At 62.1% G+C, this 17,398-nt stretch carries 16 protein-coding genes and 3 pseudogenes; 3 read left to right on the top strand and 16 right to left on the bottom strand.

The features are described 5' to 3' along the window. Positions 1 to 5: 5 nt before the first annotated feature. Both AC1D1N_RS29365 and AC1D1N_RS29370 read right to left on the bottom strand, forming a co-directional pair. Positions 6 to 248, bottom strand: a pseudogene (locus tag AC1D1N_RS29365) (conjugal transfer protein TraG); the annotation flags it as partial. Beyond that, positions 230 to 436 (bottom strand): annotated as a pseudogene (locus AC1D1N_RS29370) (hypothetical protein); the annotation flags it as partial. The pseudogenes AC1D1N_RS29365 and AC1D1N_RS29370, both read right to left, overlap by 19 nt. A 159-nt stretch (positions 437 to 595) precedes the next feature. On the opposite strand from AC1D1N_RS29370, the gene AC1D1N_RS29375 reads away from it, so the two are divergent. Both AC1D1N_RS29375 and AC1D1N_RS29380 read left to right on the top strand, forming a co-directional pair. Then, positions 596 to 850 (top strand): helix-turn-helix domain-containing protein, encoded by a 255-nt coding sequence (locus AC1D1N_RS29375; RefSeq protein WP_284276439.1) that lies wholly within the window; start codon positions 596 to 598, stop codon positions 848 to 850. Continuing rightward, positions 850 to 2,175 carry a type II toxin-antitoxin system HipA family toxin gene (locus AC1D1N_RS29380; RefSeq protein WP_477352726.1) on the top strand — a complete coding sequence of 442 codons (1,326 nt, stop codon included), beginning with the start codon at positions 850 to 852 and terminating at the stop codon, positions 2,173 to 2,175. Before AC1D1N_RS29375 ends, AC1D1N_RS29380 begins: the two co-directional genes overlap by 1 nt. A gap of 173 nt (positions 2,176 to 2,348) precedes the next feature. Here AC1D1N_RS29380 and AC1D1N_RS29385 read toward each other — a convergent pair whose 3' ends face one another. From AC1D1N_RS29385 to AC1D1N_RS29450, 14 genes and pseudogenes are all read right to left on the bottom strand, one after another. Continuing rightward, complete coding sequence (locus AC1D1N_RS29385) at positions 2,349 to 2,792, bottom strand: CopG family transcriptional regulator (protein ID WP_199200730.1); 444 nt, start codon at positions 2,790 to 2,792, stop codon at positions 2,349 to 2,351. A 5-nt stretch (positions 2,793 to 2,797) separates the two neighbouring features. Next, the gene (locus tag AC1D1N_RS29390; RefSeq protein ID WP_477352728.1) at positions 2,798 to 4,786 is read right to left on the bottom strand and encodes a conjugal transfer protein TraG; all 1,989 of its coding nucleotides are present in this window, start codon (positions 4,784 to 4,786) and stop codon (positions 2,798 to 2,800) included. Between the two features lie 23 nt (positions 4,787 to 4,809). Continuing rightward, entirely contained in the window at positions 4,810 to 6,549 is a 1,740-nt protein-coding gene (locus AC1D1N_RS29395) for a relaxase/mobilization nuclease domain-containing protein (RefSeq protein WP_436258411.1), read from the bottom strand. 243 nt (positions 6,550 to 6,792) lie between these two features. Further along, positions 6,793 to 7,569 carry a lytic transglycosylase domain-containing protein gene (locus AC1D1N_RS29400; RefSeq protein ID WP_477352730.1) on the bottom strand — a complete coding sequence of 259 codons (777 nt, stop codon included), beginning with the start codon at positions 7,567 to 7,569 and terminating at the stop codon, positions 6,793 to 6,795. Further along, complete coding sequence (locus tag AC1D1N_RS29405; RefSeq protein ID WP_436258409.1) at positions 7,566 to 7,895, bottom strand: DUF736 domain-containing protein; 330 nt, start codon at positions 7,893 to 7,895, stop codon at positions 7,566 to 7,568. Before AC1D1N_RS29405 ends, AC1D1N_RS29400 begins: the two co-directional genes overlap by 4 nt. 35 nt (positions 7,896 to 7,930) lie before the next feature. Then, positions 7,931 to 8,476 carry a S26 family signal peptidase gene (locus AC1D1N_RS29410; RefSeq protein ID WP_436258408.1) on the bottom strand — a complete coding sequence of 182 codons (546 nt, stop codon included), beginning with the start codon at positions 8,474 to 8,476 and terminating at the stop codon, positions 7,931 to 7,933. Continuing rightward, a complete protein-coding gene (locus AC1D1N_RS29415) occupies positions 8,473 to 8,964 on the bottom strand; it encodes a DUF2840 domain-containing protein (protein ID WP_436258407.1) in 492 nt (163 codons plus the stop codon). Before AC1D1N_RS29415 ends, AC1D1N_RS29410 begins: the two co-directional genes overlap by 4 nt. Then, a complete protein-coding gene (locus AC1D1N_RS29420; protein WP_436258406.1) occupies positions 8,961 to 10,013 on the bottom strand; it encodes a replication initiator protein A in 1,053 nt (350 codons plus the stop codon). The genes AC1D1N_RS29415 and AC1D1N_RS29420 overlap by 4 nt, the downstream gene beginning before the upstream one ends. A gap of 17 nt (positions 10,014 to 10,030) precedes the next feature. After that, a complete protein-coding gene (locus AC1D1N_RS29425) occupies positions 10,031 to 10,312 on the bottom strand; it encodes a helix-turn-helix transcriptional regulator (protein ID WP_436258405.1) in 282 nt (93 codons plus the stop codon). A 301-nt stretch (positions 10,313 to 10,613) separates the two neighbouring features. Continuing rightward, complete coding sequence (locus tag AC1D1N_RS29430; RefSeq protein ID WP_135906813.1) at positions 10,614 to 10,940, bottom strand: DUF736 domain-containing protein; 327 nt, start codon at positions 10,938 to 10,940, stop codon at positions 10,614 to 10,616. After that, a pseudogene (locus AC1D1N_RS29435) lies at positions 10,876 to 11,052 on the bottom strand (hypothetical protein); the annotation flags it as partial. The pseudogene AC1D1N_RS29435 and the gene AC1D1N_RS29430, both read right to left, overlap by 65 nt. Positions 11,053 to 11,492: 440 nt before the next feature. Beyond that, a complete protein-coding gene (locus AC1D1N_RS29440) occupies positions 11,493 to 13,451 on the bottom strand; it encodes a glycosyltransferase (protein WP_436258404.1) in 1,959 nt (652 codons plus the stop codon). A gap of 24 nt (positions 13,452 to 13,475) precedes the next feature. Further along, positions 13,476 to 14,846 carry an HlyD family secretion protein gene (locus AC1D1N_RS29445; protein WP_477352734.1) on the bottom strand — a complete coding sequence of 457 codons (1,371 nt, stop codon included), beginning with the start codon at positions 14,844 to 14,846 and terminating at the stop codon, positions 13,476 to 13,478. Between the two features lie 130 nt (positions 14,847 to 14,976). Then, a complete protein-coding gene (locus tag AC1D1N_RS29450; RefSeq protein ID WP_436258402.1) occupies positions 14,977 to 15,237 on the bottom strand; it encodes a recombinase family protein in 261 nt (86 codons plus the stop codon). Between the two features lie 478 nt (positions 15,238 to 15,715). On the opposite strand from AC1D1N_RS29450, the gene AC1D1N_RS29455 reads away from it, so the two are divergent. Further along, the gene (locus tag AC1D1N_RS29455) at positions 15,716 to 16,555 is read left to right on the top strand and encodes a methyltransferase domain-containing protein (protein WP_477352737.1); all 840 of its coding nucleotides are present in this window, start codon (positions 15,716 to 15,718) and stop codon (positions 16,553 to 16,555) included. Positions 16,556 to 17,398: the final 843 nt, after the last annotated feature.

Here is a 17,398-nt window from a genome sequence, read left to right on the forward strand (position 1 = left end):
CGCGGGCGGCCCGCGCTGGCGATGACCGAGTGCGGACCGCCCTCCCCCAGATGCGGCGTCGTCATCGTGGCCGCCATGGTCAATTCGATCGGGTTGCGTCTTTCAAGCGAGCCTTCGGGATCGACCAGGATGTCAGCGATGTTTTGTACGTCGCGGACCTCCCATTCCCCACGCCGGACCTCGAGAAAGTAACTTGAGGCGCAGCCGCTCGGGGAGACGCTCGTCTCGCTTAAGAACCTTGATCCTCGCCGAGGGCAATGAATCGCGAGTGAGCAAGGAATACATGGTTTTCAGGACGCGTCTCGTCGTAGCCGTCCGGCATCTGAAGTTCCGCATCCCAGGTGTAGATGTCAGTTAGGTTGATGTGTTCCCAACTGAGCGGCGAGATGTGCTTCAACAAAGTATCAAGAATGTCTCGTCCCGCTCGTTTCAGCTGGGGCGTCAAGACCGCCGCTGCCAGCTGACGCGCTGGCATCATACGCGATCGCGTATATCTTCCTTGTATACGTGATCGCGTATATATCTATTTTATACGCAACTTCGTATATTGACGATTAATACGCGATCGCGTATATTGCGGCGGTGGAGACCCATCATGACAGACCAGATCGCTCGCAACGAAAAACAACTCGGTGCCATTCTGCGCCGCGCCCGCAAGAACGCCGGCCTCACGCAAGGCTCGCTCAGCAACCAGATCCACCTGCGCCAGGGTACGGTCTCCCGCCTCGAGGCCGGCGAGCCCGCGATGCAACTCCGCACCTTGATGGCCGCCCTCTCCGCCCTCGACCTTGAACTCGTCGTGCGCGCGCGCAGCAAAGGCAGCTCTGCTGATATCGAAGACCTGTTCTGATGGCCCGGCGTCCGGCTCACATCCCCCTGAACGTGTTCCTGAACGGGCGCCCGGTGGGCGTCCTGCGCAGGGAATCGACGGGCGCCATCGACTTCCAATACGCTCGCGAATGGCTGGATTGGCGCGGCACCTTCCCGATCTCACTCTCGCTTCCCTTGAGGGAAGACCGCTATATCGGCACACCGGTGACCAACGTCTTCGACAACCTGCTTCCGGACAATGACGCCATACGCAGGCGTGTTGCCGAACGCGTCGGCGCCGACGGCACGGACGCCTACAGTATGCTGGCTGCGCTCGGCCATGACTGCGTCGGCGCGTTGCAATTCCTGACCGATGGCATGGATCCAGGCCCTCCCGGCAGTGTCGAAGGCAAGCCGGTCAGCAACGAGGACGTCGCCGGGATCATCGCGAACCTTGCTGCCGCTCCGTTGGGCCTCGGCGAGGATGAGGACTTTCGCATCTCGATTGCCGGCGCGCAGGAAAAGACCGCGCTGCTGCGCAAGGACGGAGGCTGGTTCAAACCGATCGGCACGGCAGCGACCACCCATATCCTGAAGCCGCAGATCGGCCGGCTGCCGAACGGCATCGATCTCTCCAACAGCGTCGAGAACGAGTATCTGTGCCTTAAGCTGCTGCAAGCGTTTGGCGTTCCCGCGGCCCAGGCGCAGATCGCTGACTTCGGCGAGCGCCGCACGCTGATCGTAGAACGCTTCGACAGGCTGTGGGCCCGCGACGGCCGCCTCCTGCGCCTGCCGCAGGAGGATATCTGTCAAGCGCTGTCGGTGCCGCCGACGCGCAAGTACCAGTCGGATGGGGGTCCCGGGATGCGGGAGATTATCGACCTCTTGAAGGGCAGCGATACGCCTGACGAAGACATCGCCACCTTCTTGCGCAGCTGCATCTTGTTCTGGCTGATTGGCGCGACCGACGGCCACGCGAAGAATTTCAGTATTTTCCTCAGCCCAGGCGGACGATTCCGCATGACGCCGCTTTACGACGTGCTGACCGCGCAGCCCAGCCTTGATGCCGGACAGATCCCGCGCAAAAAATTTAAATTGGCAATGTCGGTCGGCAAGAACAGGCACTATTCGGTACCTGACATCATGCCACGCCACTTCCTGCAGACCGCTGGCATTGCCGGTGTGGGCACCCCTGCCATGCGTAGAATTTTCGATGACATTGCTGAAAACGTGGAGAAGCAGGCCGACGAGGTGATCATGTCGCTGCCCCGTGGCTTTCCTGAACAGCTTGTCGACGCGGTCAAGTCGGCTATCGGCAAGAGGGCAGCCCTCCTCGCCGATAACAAGGCTGATGCCGTCGATTGATCAAGGTAAGACAAACCGGCTGCCGGGACTTGCTCGCCCATCCTGTTGCCGCTGCTGATCATCATCGTCGTCATCGGTGCAACAACATTGTCGTCGCATGACCGCCAGCGGCGTCGAGCATACCCATGATCATTGATGAACATGACAATCAGGCTCCAAGCTAGCCGAGGCCGTCAGGGTGGGTTTTCGCTGTTGTCCATCGGATTGATATCCTCGGAAATCTCCTGTCGCAGTTTCGGCCCCTTCGCCAGGCGTCTCCCCAGGGCCGTTACGAAGGCTTCATAGCGTTCGGCCGCCTTTGCGCGCGCGGCCTGGGCGGCGGGCTCGGGCAACGCCGGCGTTGTCGCCAGCCAGAAGCGGACGAACACCGCCAGTGTCTCGACGGCGATGCCGATATCGCGCTCCTGCCTGGCCAGGCGGCGGTCGACCTGGTCGAGGCGTTTGGCGATAGCGGCCTCGCGGCGTGCGTCCGCATCCGGCGACAGGAAGGAAGCGAGTGCGGCTTCTGCAATCATGGATTGGGGTTGACCGCGCCGCGCCGCATAATCGCCAAGCATCGTCATGATGGCCTGGTCGAGATAGACGGATATCTGCGCCTTCTTTTTGCGAGCCGTCATGGCGCCTACAACTCCATGCCGTCATCGGGATCGAGGGAAACCTGCCGCGCCACGCCCTGCATGAGGCGCGCCAGGCGTCGGTTGCGGACGGCATCATCGTCGTCGGCATCGTCGGCCGGTTCCATCTCGAATTCATTCTCAATGGGCGCCGCCTTCTCCGCCGCCTGCGCCCGATTGAGTTCGGCTTGCAGGCGGCGCTCAGATCCCGTCGGATCGCCATCGTCCTGCTGCAGCATGCCGGAAGCTTGCGTCGGCTCCAAGTGAGCCAGGATCGGCAACTCGCTCCAGTCGTCAGGCTCGGCCTCTCCGGACCGCGCCAGTTCGGGTGGCGGCAACACGCGCTCCTTAAAACTGGCGTCCTCATAATACCGCGCCTTCTTGGCCCTGATCGGCGGCGCGCCTGCCACCATGACGATCTCCTCGGTCGGTGGGAGCTGCATGATCTCTCCAGGAGTGAGCAACTGCCGCGCAGTTTCTTGCCTCGATACCATGAGATGCCCGAGCCAAGGCGAAAGCCTGTGACCGGCATAGTTCTTCATCGCCCGCATTTCGGTTGCCGTGCCGAGTGCGTCCGAGACCCGCTTGGCAGTTCTCTCGTCGTTTGTGGCGAAGCTGACGCGGACATGACAATTGTCGAGGACCGAGTTGTTGGGACCGTAGGCCTTCTCGATCTGGTTCAGCGACTGCGCGATGAGAAAGCTTTTCAGGCCATAGCCCGCCATGAAAGCCAGCGCGCTCTCGAAGAAATCGAGGCGGCCCAGCGCCGGGAACTCGTCCAACATCAGAAGCAACCGGTGGCGGGATGTCTTGATATGCAGGTCCTCGGTGAGGCGGCGACCGATTTGATTGAGGATAAGGCGGACAAGCGGTTTGGTCCGGTTGATGTCCGAAGGCGGCACGACGAGATAGAGCGTTGCCGGTTGCTTCCCGCCGACGATGTCGGAAATTCGCCAGTCGCAGCGCCGTGTCACCCCGGCGACCACCGGATCGCGGTAGAGACCGAGAAAGGACATCGCGGTGGACAGCACGCCCGAGCGTTCATTGTCGGATTTGTTGAGCAGCTCGCGCGCCGCACTGGCGATAACCGGATGCGGGCCGGCATCACCGAGATGCGCGGTCTTCATCATCGCGGCAAGCGTCGATTCAATCGGGCGCTTCGGATCGGAGAGGAAGGCGGCGACGCCGGCGAGCGTCTTGTCTTGCTCGGCGTAGAGAACGTGGAGGATCGCGCCGACCAGCAGCGCGTGACTGGTCTTTTCCCAATGGTTCCTCTTTTCCAGGCTCCCTTCCGGATCGACGAGAATGTCGGCGATGTTCTGGACGTCGCGGACCTCCCATTCTCCACGGCGGACTTCCAGAAGCGGATTGTAGGCTGACGATCTCGAATTGGTCGGATCGAAAAGCAGCACGCGACCGTGCAGAGCGCGAAAGCCAGCGGTGAGCTGCCAGTTCTCGCCCTTGATGTCGTGGACGATCGCCGAGCCCGGCCAGGTCAGAAGCGAAGGCACCACCAGGCCGACGCCTTTGCCGGACCGGGTCGGGGCGAAGCACAACACGTGCTCAGGCCCATCGTGACGCAGATAATGGCGATCATAACGCCCGAGCACAACACCATCGTTGTCGATCAGGCCCGCTGCCTCCACCTCTCGCTTTTCGGCCCAGCGCGCCGACCCGTAGGTCTGGACAGTCTTGGCTTCGCGCGCCCGCCACACCGACATGCCGATCGCAACAATGATCGAGAGGAAGCCACCGGACACTGAGATCAAGCCGCCTTTCACGAAGATAGACGGGGCGTAGGCGTCGTAGAAATACCACCACCAGAACAGAGCGGGCGGATAGTAGACGGGCAACCCAGCAATCTCGAACCAGGCTGGACCGAGCCCCATCTGGAAACCGAGTTGCCATGCGGTCCACTGCGTTGCCGCCCAGGTCGTCAAGAGGACGATCAGGAAGACCGTGAGTATCTGACCCCACAAGATTTTCGTGGCGGACATGGCGTGCTCCTTTCATCTGGTTTTCAGAGGCCGAGCCCCTTCTTGCGGCCAAAACTCCAGTCGATGCCGCCATCGCCGCGCACGACACCGGAGACGTGCTGGCCAAGATGCTTTTCGAGTGAGGGCGTCCAGGGGACGAGCTGGAAGCCGAGCCCGTCGTCGATCATGGCGAAACGGCCGGAGGCGAGTGACAAGCGCTGGCGATAGGCGCCGGCAACAAAGTCTCCGCTGGCGGCGCGCTTGAAGGGCTGACCAGTGTCGGCCGCGAACCTGTCGCCAAGCGTCCCCAGTTCCGCCCGCCGCAGTGTATCGAGCAAGCTTCGGGTGAAGATGATGCGTCTGCCTTGACGCTCCGCGAGCCCCTGTTTGACAAGATGTTCGGCGCGCTGGTCGAGGGCGTCGCGAACCTCGGCGCCGAAGCCGGCCCCGGCCAGGGCAGCCGGTTCGCGCGCGATCGCCTGACGGTCGAGCCAGGTCGCACCCGATGCCGTAATCTGCTGATCCACAGCAAGGTCGGAGCGCACGGCGAGTGCGGCCCGGCGTTGACCGCGCGCATCATCGAATTTTCGCAGCTCGACGATCGATCCCGGTGCGCCGTCGCCAGCCGCCTCCAGATCGGAGAGCTTGATGTGATGGGTGCGTCCGTCGACACCGTCGACCACGGCATAGGCCGTGCCGATCAGTTCGTCATCGAGCCCACGATCGACCAGCCGGCCGATAACCGGCGTCTCCAGGCTCTCCGCGGCTAGCACATAATTGGCTGAGCCACGCTCGATGCCAGCCGCACTCATCGCGCGGTGGATGCGCTTGATGATGTCGCCGCGCTCGCCAAGCTCGCGCAGTGTTGCCTCGGCTCTTTCGTCGATTGCCCATTGGCCAGGCCCGGCCTGTTGGGCAAGACCAAGGGTCTCGAGCTTGCGCAGGCGGCCGATTTTCAGAGCGTGATACTCGTCCGGTTGCTTTTGGGGAGATGGCGCGAGATCAATGAACCCGCTGTCACGGCTGTCGCGAAGCAACTGCCGATCGAGTTGCGTCCACCGCTCGGACTGGATCTGGCTTTCGAGCCGGTGGCGGATATCGAGATCGGTGCGCGGACCCAGTTCCTGGGTAACCAGATCGCGAGCCCGGTCGCGCATGCCTTCCTTGATGTAGTCGCGCGCGATGACCAGATCCTGGCCATCGTCGCGAACCCCTCGCACGATCAGGTGAATGTGGGGATGCTCGGTGTTCCAGTGATCGACCGCCACCCAGTCGAGCCGCGTGTCGAGGTCCTTCTCCATCTGTCCAACAAGATCGCGGGTGAAGGCGTTGAGGTCCGCCATTTCGAGAGCGTCGTTCGGCGAGACGATGAAGCGGAAATGGTGACGATCGTCCTTGGCGCGAGCGGCGAAGGCCGCGCCATCGGCATTCTCCGTCCCCGGCCCGAACAATTGCCCCTTCTCCCCGTCCCGGCTGACGCCCTCGCGGCGCAGATAGTTGAGGTGGGTGCCAAGTGGTGCGGGGCGCGCGGAATGACGGACGACTCGTGCCTTGACGACGGCGCCGCGCGACCGCGAGGTGATGAGGCGGTTGGCCTGAATGCTGGCGCGCTGACCGTGACCAAAGCGGGAGCGGCTTGCTTGTACAATCCGGCCCGAGCGCGAAATGCCGCTGCCGGCCTTTTTCGCCGCGGCCAACACCTGCGCGATGAAGGGTCGGGCCTGCTGGGCGCGCGTGGAGCGGATGCGCCCGGGTCGAATGCGAAACTCGCGCTCATCAGCCATGGCGCGGCACCGCAATGTGGAAAAAGAAAAATAAATACAATACCTTGGCTGCTTCATATACATTGCGCCGATGGCCGGCAATGTGCGGAACGCGCCAGAAAATCAAGCAAGAACAACCACGCGACCGCCGCGCAATGTGCGCCCTTTTATCCTGCCATCTCTCGGTTGTTCCCCTGTGCTCGCCGCGCCTCATTGGCTGCAGCGCCACAAGAGACGCTAGGGCGCGGCCTGATGGTGACCTCGTCATCGCTGCGATGTCCGGACGTCGGACCCAGTGAACAGCTGGCGCGGCTGCGAACCGGCCGCGAAAAGTCTGCGCACCAACGGTGGCGACGAAACCTCGACGGAAGCGTCCTCGCCGGACGGAACACCGGAAGCGGCCATGGACGCGGACGGCACGATGAACAGCGGCGCAACCTTCCAACTGACGGCCCTGGCATGACCGGCGGTGAGCGCGCCGGATGCATCACCGCCGCCCCAGAAAGGGCGAAGCGTCGCAACATAGGCCCGGGTCTCAGCCGGCAGCGGACGGCCCTTCAAGGAGGCTTCGTAACGCCCTGGCCCCGCATTGTAGGCGGCAAGAAAGCCCGGAGAACCGTATCGATCATACAACTCGCGAAGATAGGCGGTGCCGGCAAGAATGTTGTCGCGCGGATCATAGGGATCGCGGCCGAGCTGGTGACGAAGGCGCAGCTCGGCAAAGGTTGCGGGCATGATCTGCATCAAGCCCAGGGCCCCCTTTCGCGACACGGCGCGCGGGTCGCGGGCGCTTTCGAGATGCATGATTGCCCGGATCCAGCGCTCGGGAACGCGGAAGCGATGCGACGCCTCGGCAATAGGTGCGGCATAAGGATCGTCCGCGGATTCGCGCGGGGCCGGCGCGGATTGTGCGAGGGCCCCCGTCATTGCGTGACAGACGATCAGCATGCCGCCGATAAGGCAAAGTGCTTTACGACGAACGGACAACCAACTGACGGGCCGGCTTCCGTGCGCACAGTTCGGCGCCGATGGCCCACTCATCGAGTACGCTCCGGCCGCGCTTTCGGCCGGATCCAGCGCAGCGACCAGGAGCCGTTATCAGCTAGGAAGAGACTGGCGCGAAAGCGCCGGCCGAAAAGCGGGTCCTCCAATCGGCATGACAGATAGTCGCCAGCCTTCTGTCCGGTTTCCTTCCAGGCCGCGCCGACCTCGGGGCCGCTGCCGTCACCGATGTGGATACGAAAATCTGGCGCTTTGCCGTCAGATATTTTGGTCGGCACGAGCACCAGCTCGGCATCCATGAGCAGCGTTCGAATGCGTCCGGAGTAACCCGATTCTGTTTTGTGGAAGATGCCGATCTCGGCCATGGATTATCTCCTTCCCTTGTTGGCTGGGCTGAATTTCAGTTCGCCGGAGCGAGCCAGGTGTAGTGGCCATCGCCCCTCTCGTCGGTCCAAAGCGGCAGCGCGGCTCCGACGATCGACGTCCCCGGGAACGGGCCGAAATAGCGACCGTCGAGACTGTCCCCGACCTTCCGGTTCATGACGAAGATTTCGGTGGCGGCGATGACGCGGCAGCCCTGCCAGTCAGGCAGGGCGCGTCCGTTGCGGTCGCGCTCCAGTGCAGCACCCACCGCAAGCCCATTCACCGTGATGACGCGACCGAGGCGGCAGACTTGGCTCCCAGGAAGGCCCTCGATGTGTTTCAGCATCGGCACGCCGAGGGGCAGGTAGCCACGCTTGGCGGCGAAGCGGGCGACCTTGTCTGGCGGTTCGATGACAGCGAGCGCGCCGGCCGTTGGAACGGCCATTTTCCTGATCGCATAAAGCCCAAGCGGCGCGCTGGCCGACGCGTTCCACAGCAGCAGCGGCGGCATCTCCACGACAGCCGAAGCGACCGTCGCGACGACGGACGCAAGCGCCGCGGCTATGCAAGCGGCGCGGCTCATGAGGTCACCCGCTTGCGCAACAGAAAGGCCCGGTGCTGCTCGAGCGAATAAGCACGCGGCGTTGCGCCGGCAATCAGACGGTTGTGGGTCTGACGCCAATAGTCCGGTGCCGCTTCGGCCGGATCGAGGCCGATCGCCTCGATCGCATCGATCCGTTGGAGAACCCGCTCTACCTTGTCCCAGCCTGCGATCCTGAGCAGGATCTCGCCGCCTGGCCGGATGTAAGGCAGCGTCTGATAAGGTTCAGCGGGCAAGACCGCGCGCACGATGTCGATGCGCGAAACGACAGTGCCAAAGTCATTCGCCGCCCAGCGCACGAACGCAAAAACACTGCCAGGCGCAAATCCGACGACGCGGCGCCGCTTGTCGATGATCGTCTCATGGGATGGACGTCCAAAGCGGATGCGATGCTCAATCCGCTTCTCGATCCAGATCAGCTCGACCGTCGTGAGGTCGCCGCGCGGCGGCGATTGGGTAGACGACGTCATGCGTCGTCTCCCTCGCGCCGGCCAACGCACCGCCGCCTCTGCCCCCCACCCCCAGTCCGCGGCTGGCGCACAAGACTGTTAGATTGAGAGTTAGACTCTAAGTTACGAGCACGATTTTCCGTTGCGGGCCCGTCCCTTAAGGCCGATCGCGGTTCCCGAAAGCACGAGGATGCGGTTCCCGATGGCACGATAGTCCGGGTTCCCGATGGCACGATCCTGTCAACCGGTGCGGGCGCCGGTTCGAACGCCAGCAACACACGGCCGCTGGCTTCGACCTCTGTGAACAGACGATATCCGGGCAAAGGTTGGCGGCGCACGATGTCACGCAGCTCGAAGGCGAAGCGCCTGAGCGGCGAGAGGCTGCCGGACTTCTGATGCAGGTGCCGGATGTCGAAACGCCAGCCAGCGCGCTGGCGTCCGCCATGCTTGCGCACCAGCCTATAGAGCCACCGATCCAGCCCGCCCGTCAGCCCGAAATAGGCCCGGTCGATGGTCAGGATAAGCGCGTCATCCATGACGGCGCGATAGAACCAATCGGGCAGGATCAGTTCGACGCCGAGGGGGCGGCCGTTTCGATCGAAGCGCTCCTGCCATTCATTGATCCACGAGAAGCGATGGCGCCGGCCTTCGGGCTGGCGGATGGAGGTGACGACGCTTGTCGACTGCAGGCGATCGAGCGCCGCCTTGAGGCGCAAATAGTCTCGTTTCGAGACACCGCGGCCAACGAAGGTCAGCATTTCGTATGGCGTCGCAGCCATCAGGCGCGACGTGCGCAAGCCGGCATCCCGCGCGTTGACGATCTGGCTCGCGGCCCAGATCAGGATATCGGCATCCCAGATCGTCGCCATGCCATGGTCTGGCATCGCTTCGACACGGATCGCCACATCGCCGGCGCGAAAGTCGATCGGCGCGATGCGCCTGGATTTGGCGAGGGAGAAGAACGGATAGGCCATGAGGTCCTGCGCATCGCGTGGCGCGACAACACCGGGCAGCGCGTGGAACAGATCAAGCTGTCCGCGTTCCGACGGTTGGCGTGGTCGTGCCGACATAGGGGAGATCAGCCGTGTCAGCGCCTCTCGCGTCCGGCATAGGCGATCAGGCGGGCGGCTTGAGGCTTGGCGGGCAGCACCGACCCATGCGGATCGGATGTCGACGTCATCGCGCCGCGCTGGACCCAGGCCTGGAGGTCGTCCACGGCGTAAACGACGCGGCCGCCGAGTTTTCGATAGGCAGGCCCGGTGCCGTAGGTGCGGTGTTTTTCCAGCGTACGCGCCGAAAGACTGAGGAAATGGGCTGCTTCCGAAGTGCGCAGGTAGCGCGGCGGCAATGGCGCGGCGTGGGCATTCATGGGATGTCTCCTTGCGGCCGTCGCGATTGAACGGCGATCGATGGCCAGGATGGAGGAGCGTGAGGACGGTGATCAGGTGCGCAATTGAGGGCCGCTATTTCGCACCGCCAAGAGGGCTTCAGGGAGTGGCGCCGGCGCGCGCAGCAATTGCGATAGCCGCGCTCGACGATCTTCACGCCATCGCGCATCAAGCAACGCATCCGATGACAGGAAGCCTGGTGATGGCAGGGCGCGCCGCGGAAAGCTTCCGCGGTCACCGCAGAAGACGCCTCGCCCGGTACCGGGCGAGGCGTCTGCCTTTTCACTCGCCGTTGCGGCGGTTGGGGCGGGACCAGATGAGGCTGTGGCCTTCGCCTTCCTCGTCGGCGAAGAGGTTGGCGTAGATCGGAGCGGTGAAGCTCGGATCGTCGAGCTTGAGCCCGAGATAGTCGCGCCCCTCATTGGAGCGCTTCGACCAGGCGGCGCCGATTTCGGCCTTGCCGACCACCACGCGGTGGCTTGGAGCGTTCTCGCCGCTGGCCCTTGTGTCGGGGATGATGCGCACGCCCTTGGCCTGGACGCTGAGGGTGACGATCTCGCCGGTGAACTCGTTCGCATTGGTCTTCTTGAAAGTGCCGATGGTAGCCATTTTCAGTCTCCGTTTCCTCGTTTCCGAGCCCGCACCATGCGACCTCGATGGCGATCGTGAGGCCGGAGGCGACCGCCGCCGCATCGCTTGCGACCGCAGCAAAGCGGAGGATGGCGCAGGCGCGCGTTTCTTGGTTTCGCGAGGAATGGGCTTGCCCAGGGGAAGAAACGCGTGACGCGCCATTGCGGCATAGGCGGTCGAGGCTTCAGCCGTCCTTCGGCCAGATCAGCCCGTTCGAGAGGTCGTTGGTGCGCTCTGTGAAATGAAGGAGGGAGGCAATGGCGGCATCAGTGACCCAGAGACAAAACGGACTGGTTTGCCAGGACGTCAGCCTACAATGGCTTGCCCCGCATCAAAGCGTTTGCCCATCCGCTGCCAAGCGCATACGAAGACACACTGCGCGTGTCGTGTTTGGGGCCGGAAGCGGACCGGCGGCTTTCGAAAGGCGAAAGCGAGTAAGCAGCCGCTCCTATCACGCTTCGGGAGGCCTAGGCCGATCATCAGCGTCGAGCAACATCCAAAATAGCGAGAGCTAAATGCCGCAAGCGCGTCTCACCTGAAAAGTCGCGCCAGTACCTTGCCGGCGACCTGACGCGGTCGCACACGGCCCACGCTCGATACGAAGCCTCCCGAATAGACTTGCCGGACCATTGCGGCGCGAGCACCGATGCTGCGTTCGACCTCGACCGCGAAATCGTGGCCAGAGCTCCTGACGATGCGTCCATTGAGCCGAGCACCACCAATCTGAACCCCTACTTCCGTACCAATCGGTGCGTGCACCATGCCCACCAGCCGCATTCCACCCAGCGAAATGTCCGCAGTCTGATACACATGAGACCGGGCACCGATCGTCACGATAACGGGCAGTGCACTGCGAAGCCGCTCGTTGCGCCGCAGTCGCGGTCGCTCGATGCAGACGGCAATGGTGGAGATAAGGATGAGCATATTGTACCAGCACCAATAGAGTGCAACGACGCTGGAATCCTGCAGTGGTCCGTCGCCGCCGAAGGAAACAAGAATACCGAGGATGGTCAGGCAGAGCAGCACACTGAATGGGATTAGCATCCGCCATTGGATCACCGTCTCGCTTCGATCTCCTCCCTTGGCCGTGACCTTGAATCTTTGCCCCTTCGGACGGAAGAGCCCGATCGCGGCTGCCGTCAGGATCTCGCGCGCGGCGAGGAGCTGTGACACGTCGGACATCACCGGAAGCACCCGTTGTCCAGACAGCCATGCCATCACGCCGACCTGGGCAAGATAGTAGGGAACGAAGTGCGCGATGCCGTCAGCCGTTCCAACATTCACGGCCTGGACGTCGAAGAGCAGGTAGAGGATCGGGATCACCAGGCCGGCAATCCGAAACAGATAGGAGGCCGTCCAGTGAAGCAGGCTCTCGATGAGGCTCATGCGATCGAGGAAATGTAGGCCGTTGCCGAGCTTGAACGGCCCATCTGCGCCGCGGATGATCTGCATGAAGCCGAGACACCAGCGGCTGCGCTGGGTGATGTATTCCTTGATTCCCTCAGGAGCCAGTCCGAGCGAAAGGCGCTCGTTGAGATAGACCGTACGATACCCATGGCGCTTTAGCCGCAAGGTCAACAGATAGTCCTCGGTGACCGACTCGGTGGCAAAGCCTCCTACCTCGGCCAAAGCCTGCATGCGTATCACCGAGGAGGTGCCGCAACAGAATGCGGTTCCCCATGCGTCCTTCGCCGGCATCAGGACGTCGAAGAAGTAGCGCTGCTCGTCCGGCCAGGCATCGGAGGCCTGCAGATTGGCCTGAATCGGATCCGGATTGATGAAATGCTGTGGTGTCTGAACGATGCCGACATCCTCATCTCGAAACAGCGTGAGCGCACGCGAGAGGAACGCCGATGTCGGAACGAAATCGGCGTCCAGGATGGAGACGAAATCCGGCGGAGTGTCGAGCCCACAAACGTGCCGCAGCGCGTGGTTGATGTTCCCCGCTTTCGCGTTCGCATGGTCCGGCCTGCTCAGATAGTTGCACTTCAGCTCTGTCGCGAGTTCGGCAAGCCACGCGCGCCGTCCGTCATCGAGAACCCAGACGCGAAAATTGGGATAGGATATGCCGATGGCCCCGAGCATGGTGCGTTCGAGGATATCGCGCTCCTCGTTGTAGGTGCAGATGAACACGTCAATCAACGGCGCCTTCTCGCGTGAAAGCAACCATTCGGTGTTGGCGTCGGCTTCCGGTGAGCGGTCCTTGATGCGTGTCAGCGTGATATATGAGAGGATCGATCCGATTGCGGCAGCACATTCGAGAGCGAAGAACAGCCAACCGGCGACGAAGTCGGCGGGTTCACTCGCCGACGGGATCGTCATGGTTGCGCGCCACATCAGATAGCGCAGCGTCAGCACTATCACGATGACGATCGGCACGGCCCGCCATTGCGACTCGCGATCGATCAAGGGCAGCAGTAACAGAAGTCCGCCAAGTGCGATAAGAGCCGGTGTCAGCCCTTCGGCTAAGACAGAGATCATCGGGTTCATGGGTGGCCTACCGCCATCGTACCGTCAGCTCGCCGCTGGCTCGAACACGACACGACCCGTGCGCCCGACAGGACATGAACCGTCGGAGGCCAGCTTACTGACCGATATTGCCACCCGGTAGGATTCCTTGGTCAAGGCGGATGGCATGATCGCGAAGTGCGACGAAGCAGATGCAACGCCGCTGAGCTGCACGACCTTGCCAGCCAATGCCGCGCCGCCTTGCCTATAGGTGAATGTCGCTGGCATGCCGACGCTCAGGGTGTTGTACACGGCTTCGCTGACGGTCGCCGTGACGATCGCATCCGAGCAATTCAAAAGGCTGAACAGTGGTTGACCTGCCGTTACCTGCTCCCCCGGAGCGGTAAGAACCTCCCAGACTGTGCCATCGACCGGAGCCATGAGCCGAGCTTGGACGTTCATAGCGAGGCTTTGCTCCTCGTCGCTAATTGCATCTTCCGCACGGTTCATGCGCGTGGCGAGCCGAACCATATCGGCGTCGAGGCCCGCGATGGCCTGTTCCACCTCGTCGAGGCGTTGCGCCGAGCGCGGCTGGTCGTTGTAGGCGTCGCCAAGGTAGGTTCCTGCATTGAGGGCATCGCGTTCGACCACTAGGACCGCGCGACGGGCGCGCGCCGCCGCAACCGCGGCCACAGCAACCCTTGAGTCACGCTCGGCATCGTCTATTCGTGATTGTGCGACCGACCCCGATTGTGAAAGCCTTGCCTGCCTGGAGCGGATCGCGTCCGCTCTGGCCAGCTCGGCGACTGATGCCTGAATGCCCGCATCGGCTTCAGTGTTCTGAGCATCAAGCTGGAGAAGACGGTTCGAATGAAACGCTGCAAGTTGTGTGCGCAGGCTCTCGCGAATGCCTTTGAGGTTCAGCAGTTTCAAGGAGAGAGCTTGACGTTCCTGTTGGGCGTTGCTGAGCTCGTCGCCTGCTGCCTCCAGGCGGCTACGGTCCGCACGGGGGTTCGTGACTGTCACCAGCGGGTCGCCGAGATCTATCGTCTCACCAAGACCCGTATGTCGGGTATCGAGTCGGACAATTCCGTCGATTGGCGCTCGCACGGTGACGAGACGGGCGTTTACGACAGCCTCCACGCTCGAAATCTGGAAGAGCCGCTGCGCCGGCATCCATCCGGCCGCTACCACCAACGCCAGGCCGACGGCGCTTTTGACAAGGCGAGACGTCCAGTTCGATGCCGGCGGCAGGGCCGCCGCGGGTACTGCGACAGCGTCGTCGCCGTTGTCGCGGAAGTGCTTGCCCAGCAGAGACTGTAGCTCGACCGCGCCCGCGGGAGTCGCCAGGGTTTTGCTTTCAAGCTGAACGGGCTTCGCATCTGGACCAGTGAGCTGGTCAGATGCCGATTTGTCGGCGCGCGCAAGAGCGTTCATTGGCCTCGCCACCGAAGTGGCCCCTATCTGGTTGATCGGAGAACGTATTTGCCGAGCTCATTACTCAAGGCATATTTCAGAAATATCCTAATTTAACTTATGATTGATGAATTTTTACACGGAAATTGATTCATTTTTCTTGCATATTTGCCCTTGTCTGCCAGCGAGGAGAGCCGTTCGAGCATCGCAGAAAACCAGGGCGCGCTGTAACCGCGTCGGGGCCGCTCACGGCCGAGTCGTAGTAGCTCTCGATGATTTCGTAGCCGGTTGACAGGGCAAACGCCTCAACAGCCTCGCCCTGGCGCCTCTCGCTGTCTTTGTCGGCACCAACGTTGGCTGCCGACGAGGTGCGAAGATAGGCCACAGCCTGCCTCAAAGTCTTGCTTGTCATAGCTTGCCGCCCGTTGTGCATATCGTTTGCTTCAGCAATTGATAGATCGTCGCCGCAATAGGCTGGAAGGTTAGATCGGGGCTGGCACGGGCGTAGCTGGTTGCTCACGCGGTTGCCGCGACTACCTACGGCTCCGGCTATCTTGTCGCTCTGCCAAAGCCCGAGATGGGAAAGCCTGCTGTGCGGCTGCCGAGCCGCCCTGATCGCGCCAGAAGCGAACGTCCGCCGTAAGCGGTGTGCTCAGGCCACAGCCTTGAGCTTTTGGGGTGCGGATGTAGGATTTTGGGCAGGAGCTCGTCGATCCGGCCGTTCCCATGGCCGTTGACGAACAGGGTAACGATGTCTTCGTCCCACATTACTACGGGGATAGGAGTTGCGAGCCGGATTGCATAACATATTTAGGGAGCAGGCAGGCTAACCCGCGCTTCAGGGCCATGTCTGTGAGCGGGTTATTCGCATCAAAGACCTGGGGGGACAAATGAACAACGCCTCAAATTCCGAACTAGTTACATCAGCTGGGCACAAGCTCAGCGCCGGCCGACATCTTGACGTCCATTACCTTGCACTGAAGGACGAGTATGATGCCACCCTTCGTGCTGCCGGCATCCGACCCGGCTGGTCAGTGCTGGACGCGGGTGCAGGGAATGGTGTCTTCCTGCCTTTGATGGCGGATCTGCTGGGTGCCGACGGACATATCGAGGCTCTGGATCTGGCGGAGGAAAATGTCGAAGCAATCGAAAGCTTGATTGCAAGCCAACAGTTTGCCTGTCCGATAAGCACCAGAACSGGCGACATGACTTCGCTGCCGTATGAGACCGGCACGTTCGATGCGGTCTGGAGCGCGAACTCCACCCAGTATYTGARTGACGAACAACTCACCCRGGCAATCGAGGAGTTCCGCCGCGTCGTAAGACCCGGCGGGCTTGTTGCCGTGAAGGAGGTCGATATCTCGGTTTGGCAGTATCAGCCCCAAGACCCCAAACTGATGTGGCGCCTACTCGATGCGCTATCCGATGATACACAGATCTCCGGCGCCATGAGGGGAACTCGCTTGTCAGCCTGGTTTCGCGCGGCGGGCCTTGRGAACGTTTCCGCCATCACAACGCTCGCCGAACGTCGCCAACCATTGCGGTCTGTGGAGCGCGAATACATCGGCAACAATCTCGCATTCTTATCCGGCCTGGCCCGAACGCGCGACCTGCCAGAAGCCGATCTTCGGCAATGGCAAGCTGTCGGAGAAGAACCGGAGCGCCTGATTTCCGACCCCGACTTCTGCTATCGCGAAATGTGGGTCCTCAGCTTGGGGGTGCGGATATAGGTCCAGRGCAGGAGCTCGTCGATCTGGCTGTTTGGGCCGACATCTGRATTGTCACGCGACGACTAYCGCAGWTTCGATATCTGAAGCGCTCCTTGTAATCAGGCGTCGCGTCAACAAATCGCGCGTCGGCGACAATGGTCTAGAGGAACTGATCGTAGAAAGCGCCGCAGCCAGAAAGCTTGCCCTCTTGTTGGACAACCACAATTAGTGCGCGGGCTTGCCGGCGCATTTTATAGCCTAAGAACAGCCACAGGGACGCGCCAGGACGCGCGCGCGCTTCGCTGCAGGGGGACAGACCGGCCGAAGCGCGCTGGTGAGGCTCGGCACAGAACGACAACAACTAACGCGCGGTGACCCTGCCCCACAATGGATCATTTGCCGCTGGCACCAGATTTGCAGTGTCAGAAGCGCCGGGTGTTGGGGCCGGCAATTGGGGCGGTTGGGGCCTCGCCGCTTCGCGAATGGAGCGGCGAGGTTTTTCATTCAGCAGGCGGCCCGGCAAGCGAGCGAGTAGGTTGTTGGCCAGTCGCCACGTTAAGACTAGGGTGACATGAACCTCTTTTTGATCGCGCTTGCCGTCGCTCGTAACTGGTATTCCGGCTACCATGATCCGGTCACCGGCTATGAATGCTGCGACGGCAAAGAAGGATTGTAGGGTCATCAGCCCGCGTGTGCTAAGTGTGGCGGCAAGAGAGTAGGGTCGATCTACACTCCGGACTCCAGCCCGACCGGTGCACCGAGCGGCAATAGACGGTCGCCACACAGCGTTTGCCCAGTATCCACAGGCGACGGGCCGATCGGTAAAATTGTCCGGGTTCCGTTAAGGTCTTCCGCATTAGCGCC

The sequence above is a fragment of the Mesorhizobium sp. P2_B5 genome (genome assembly GCF_056404775.1).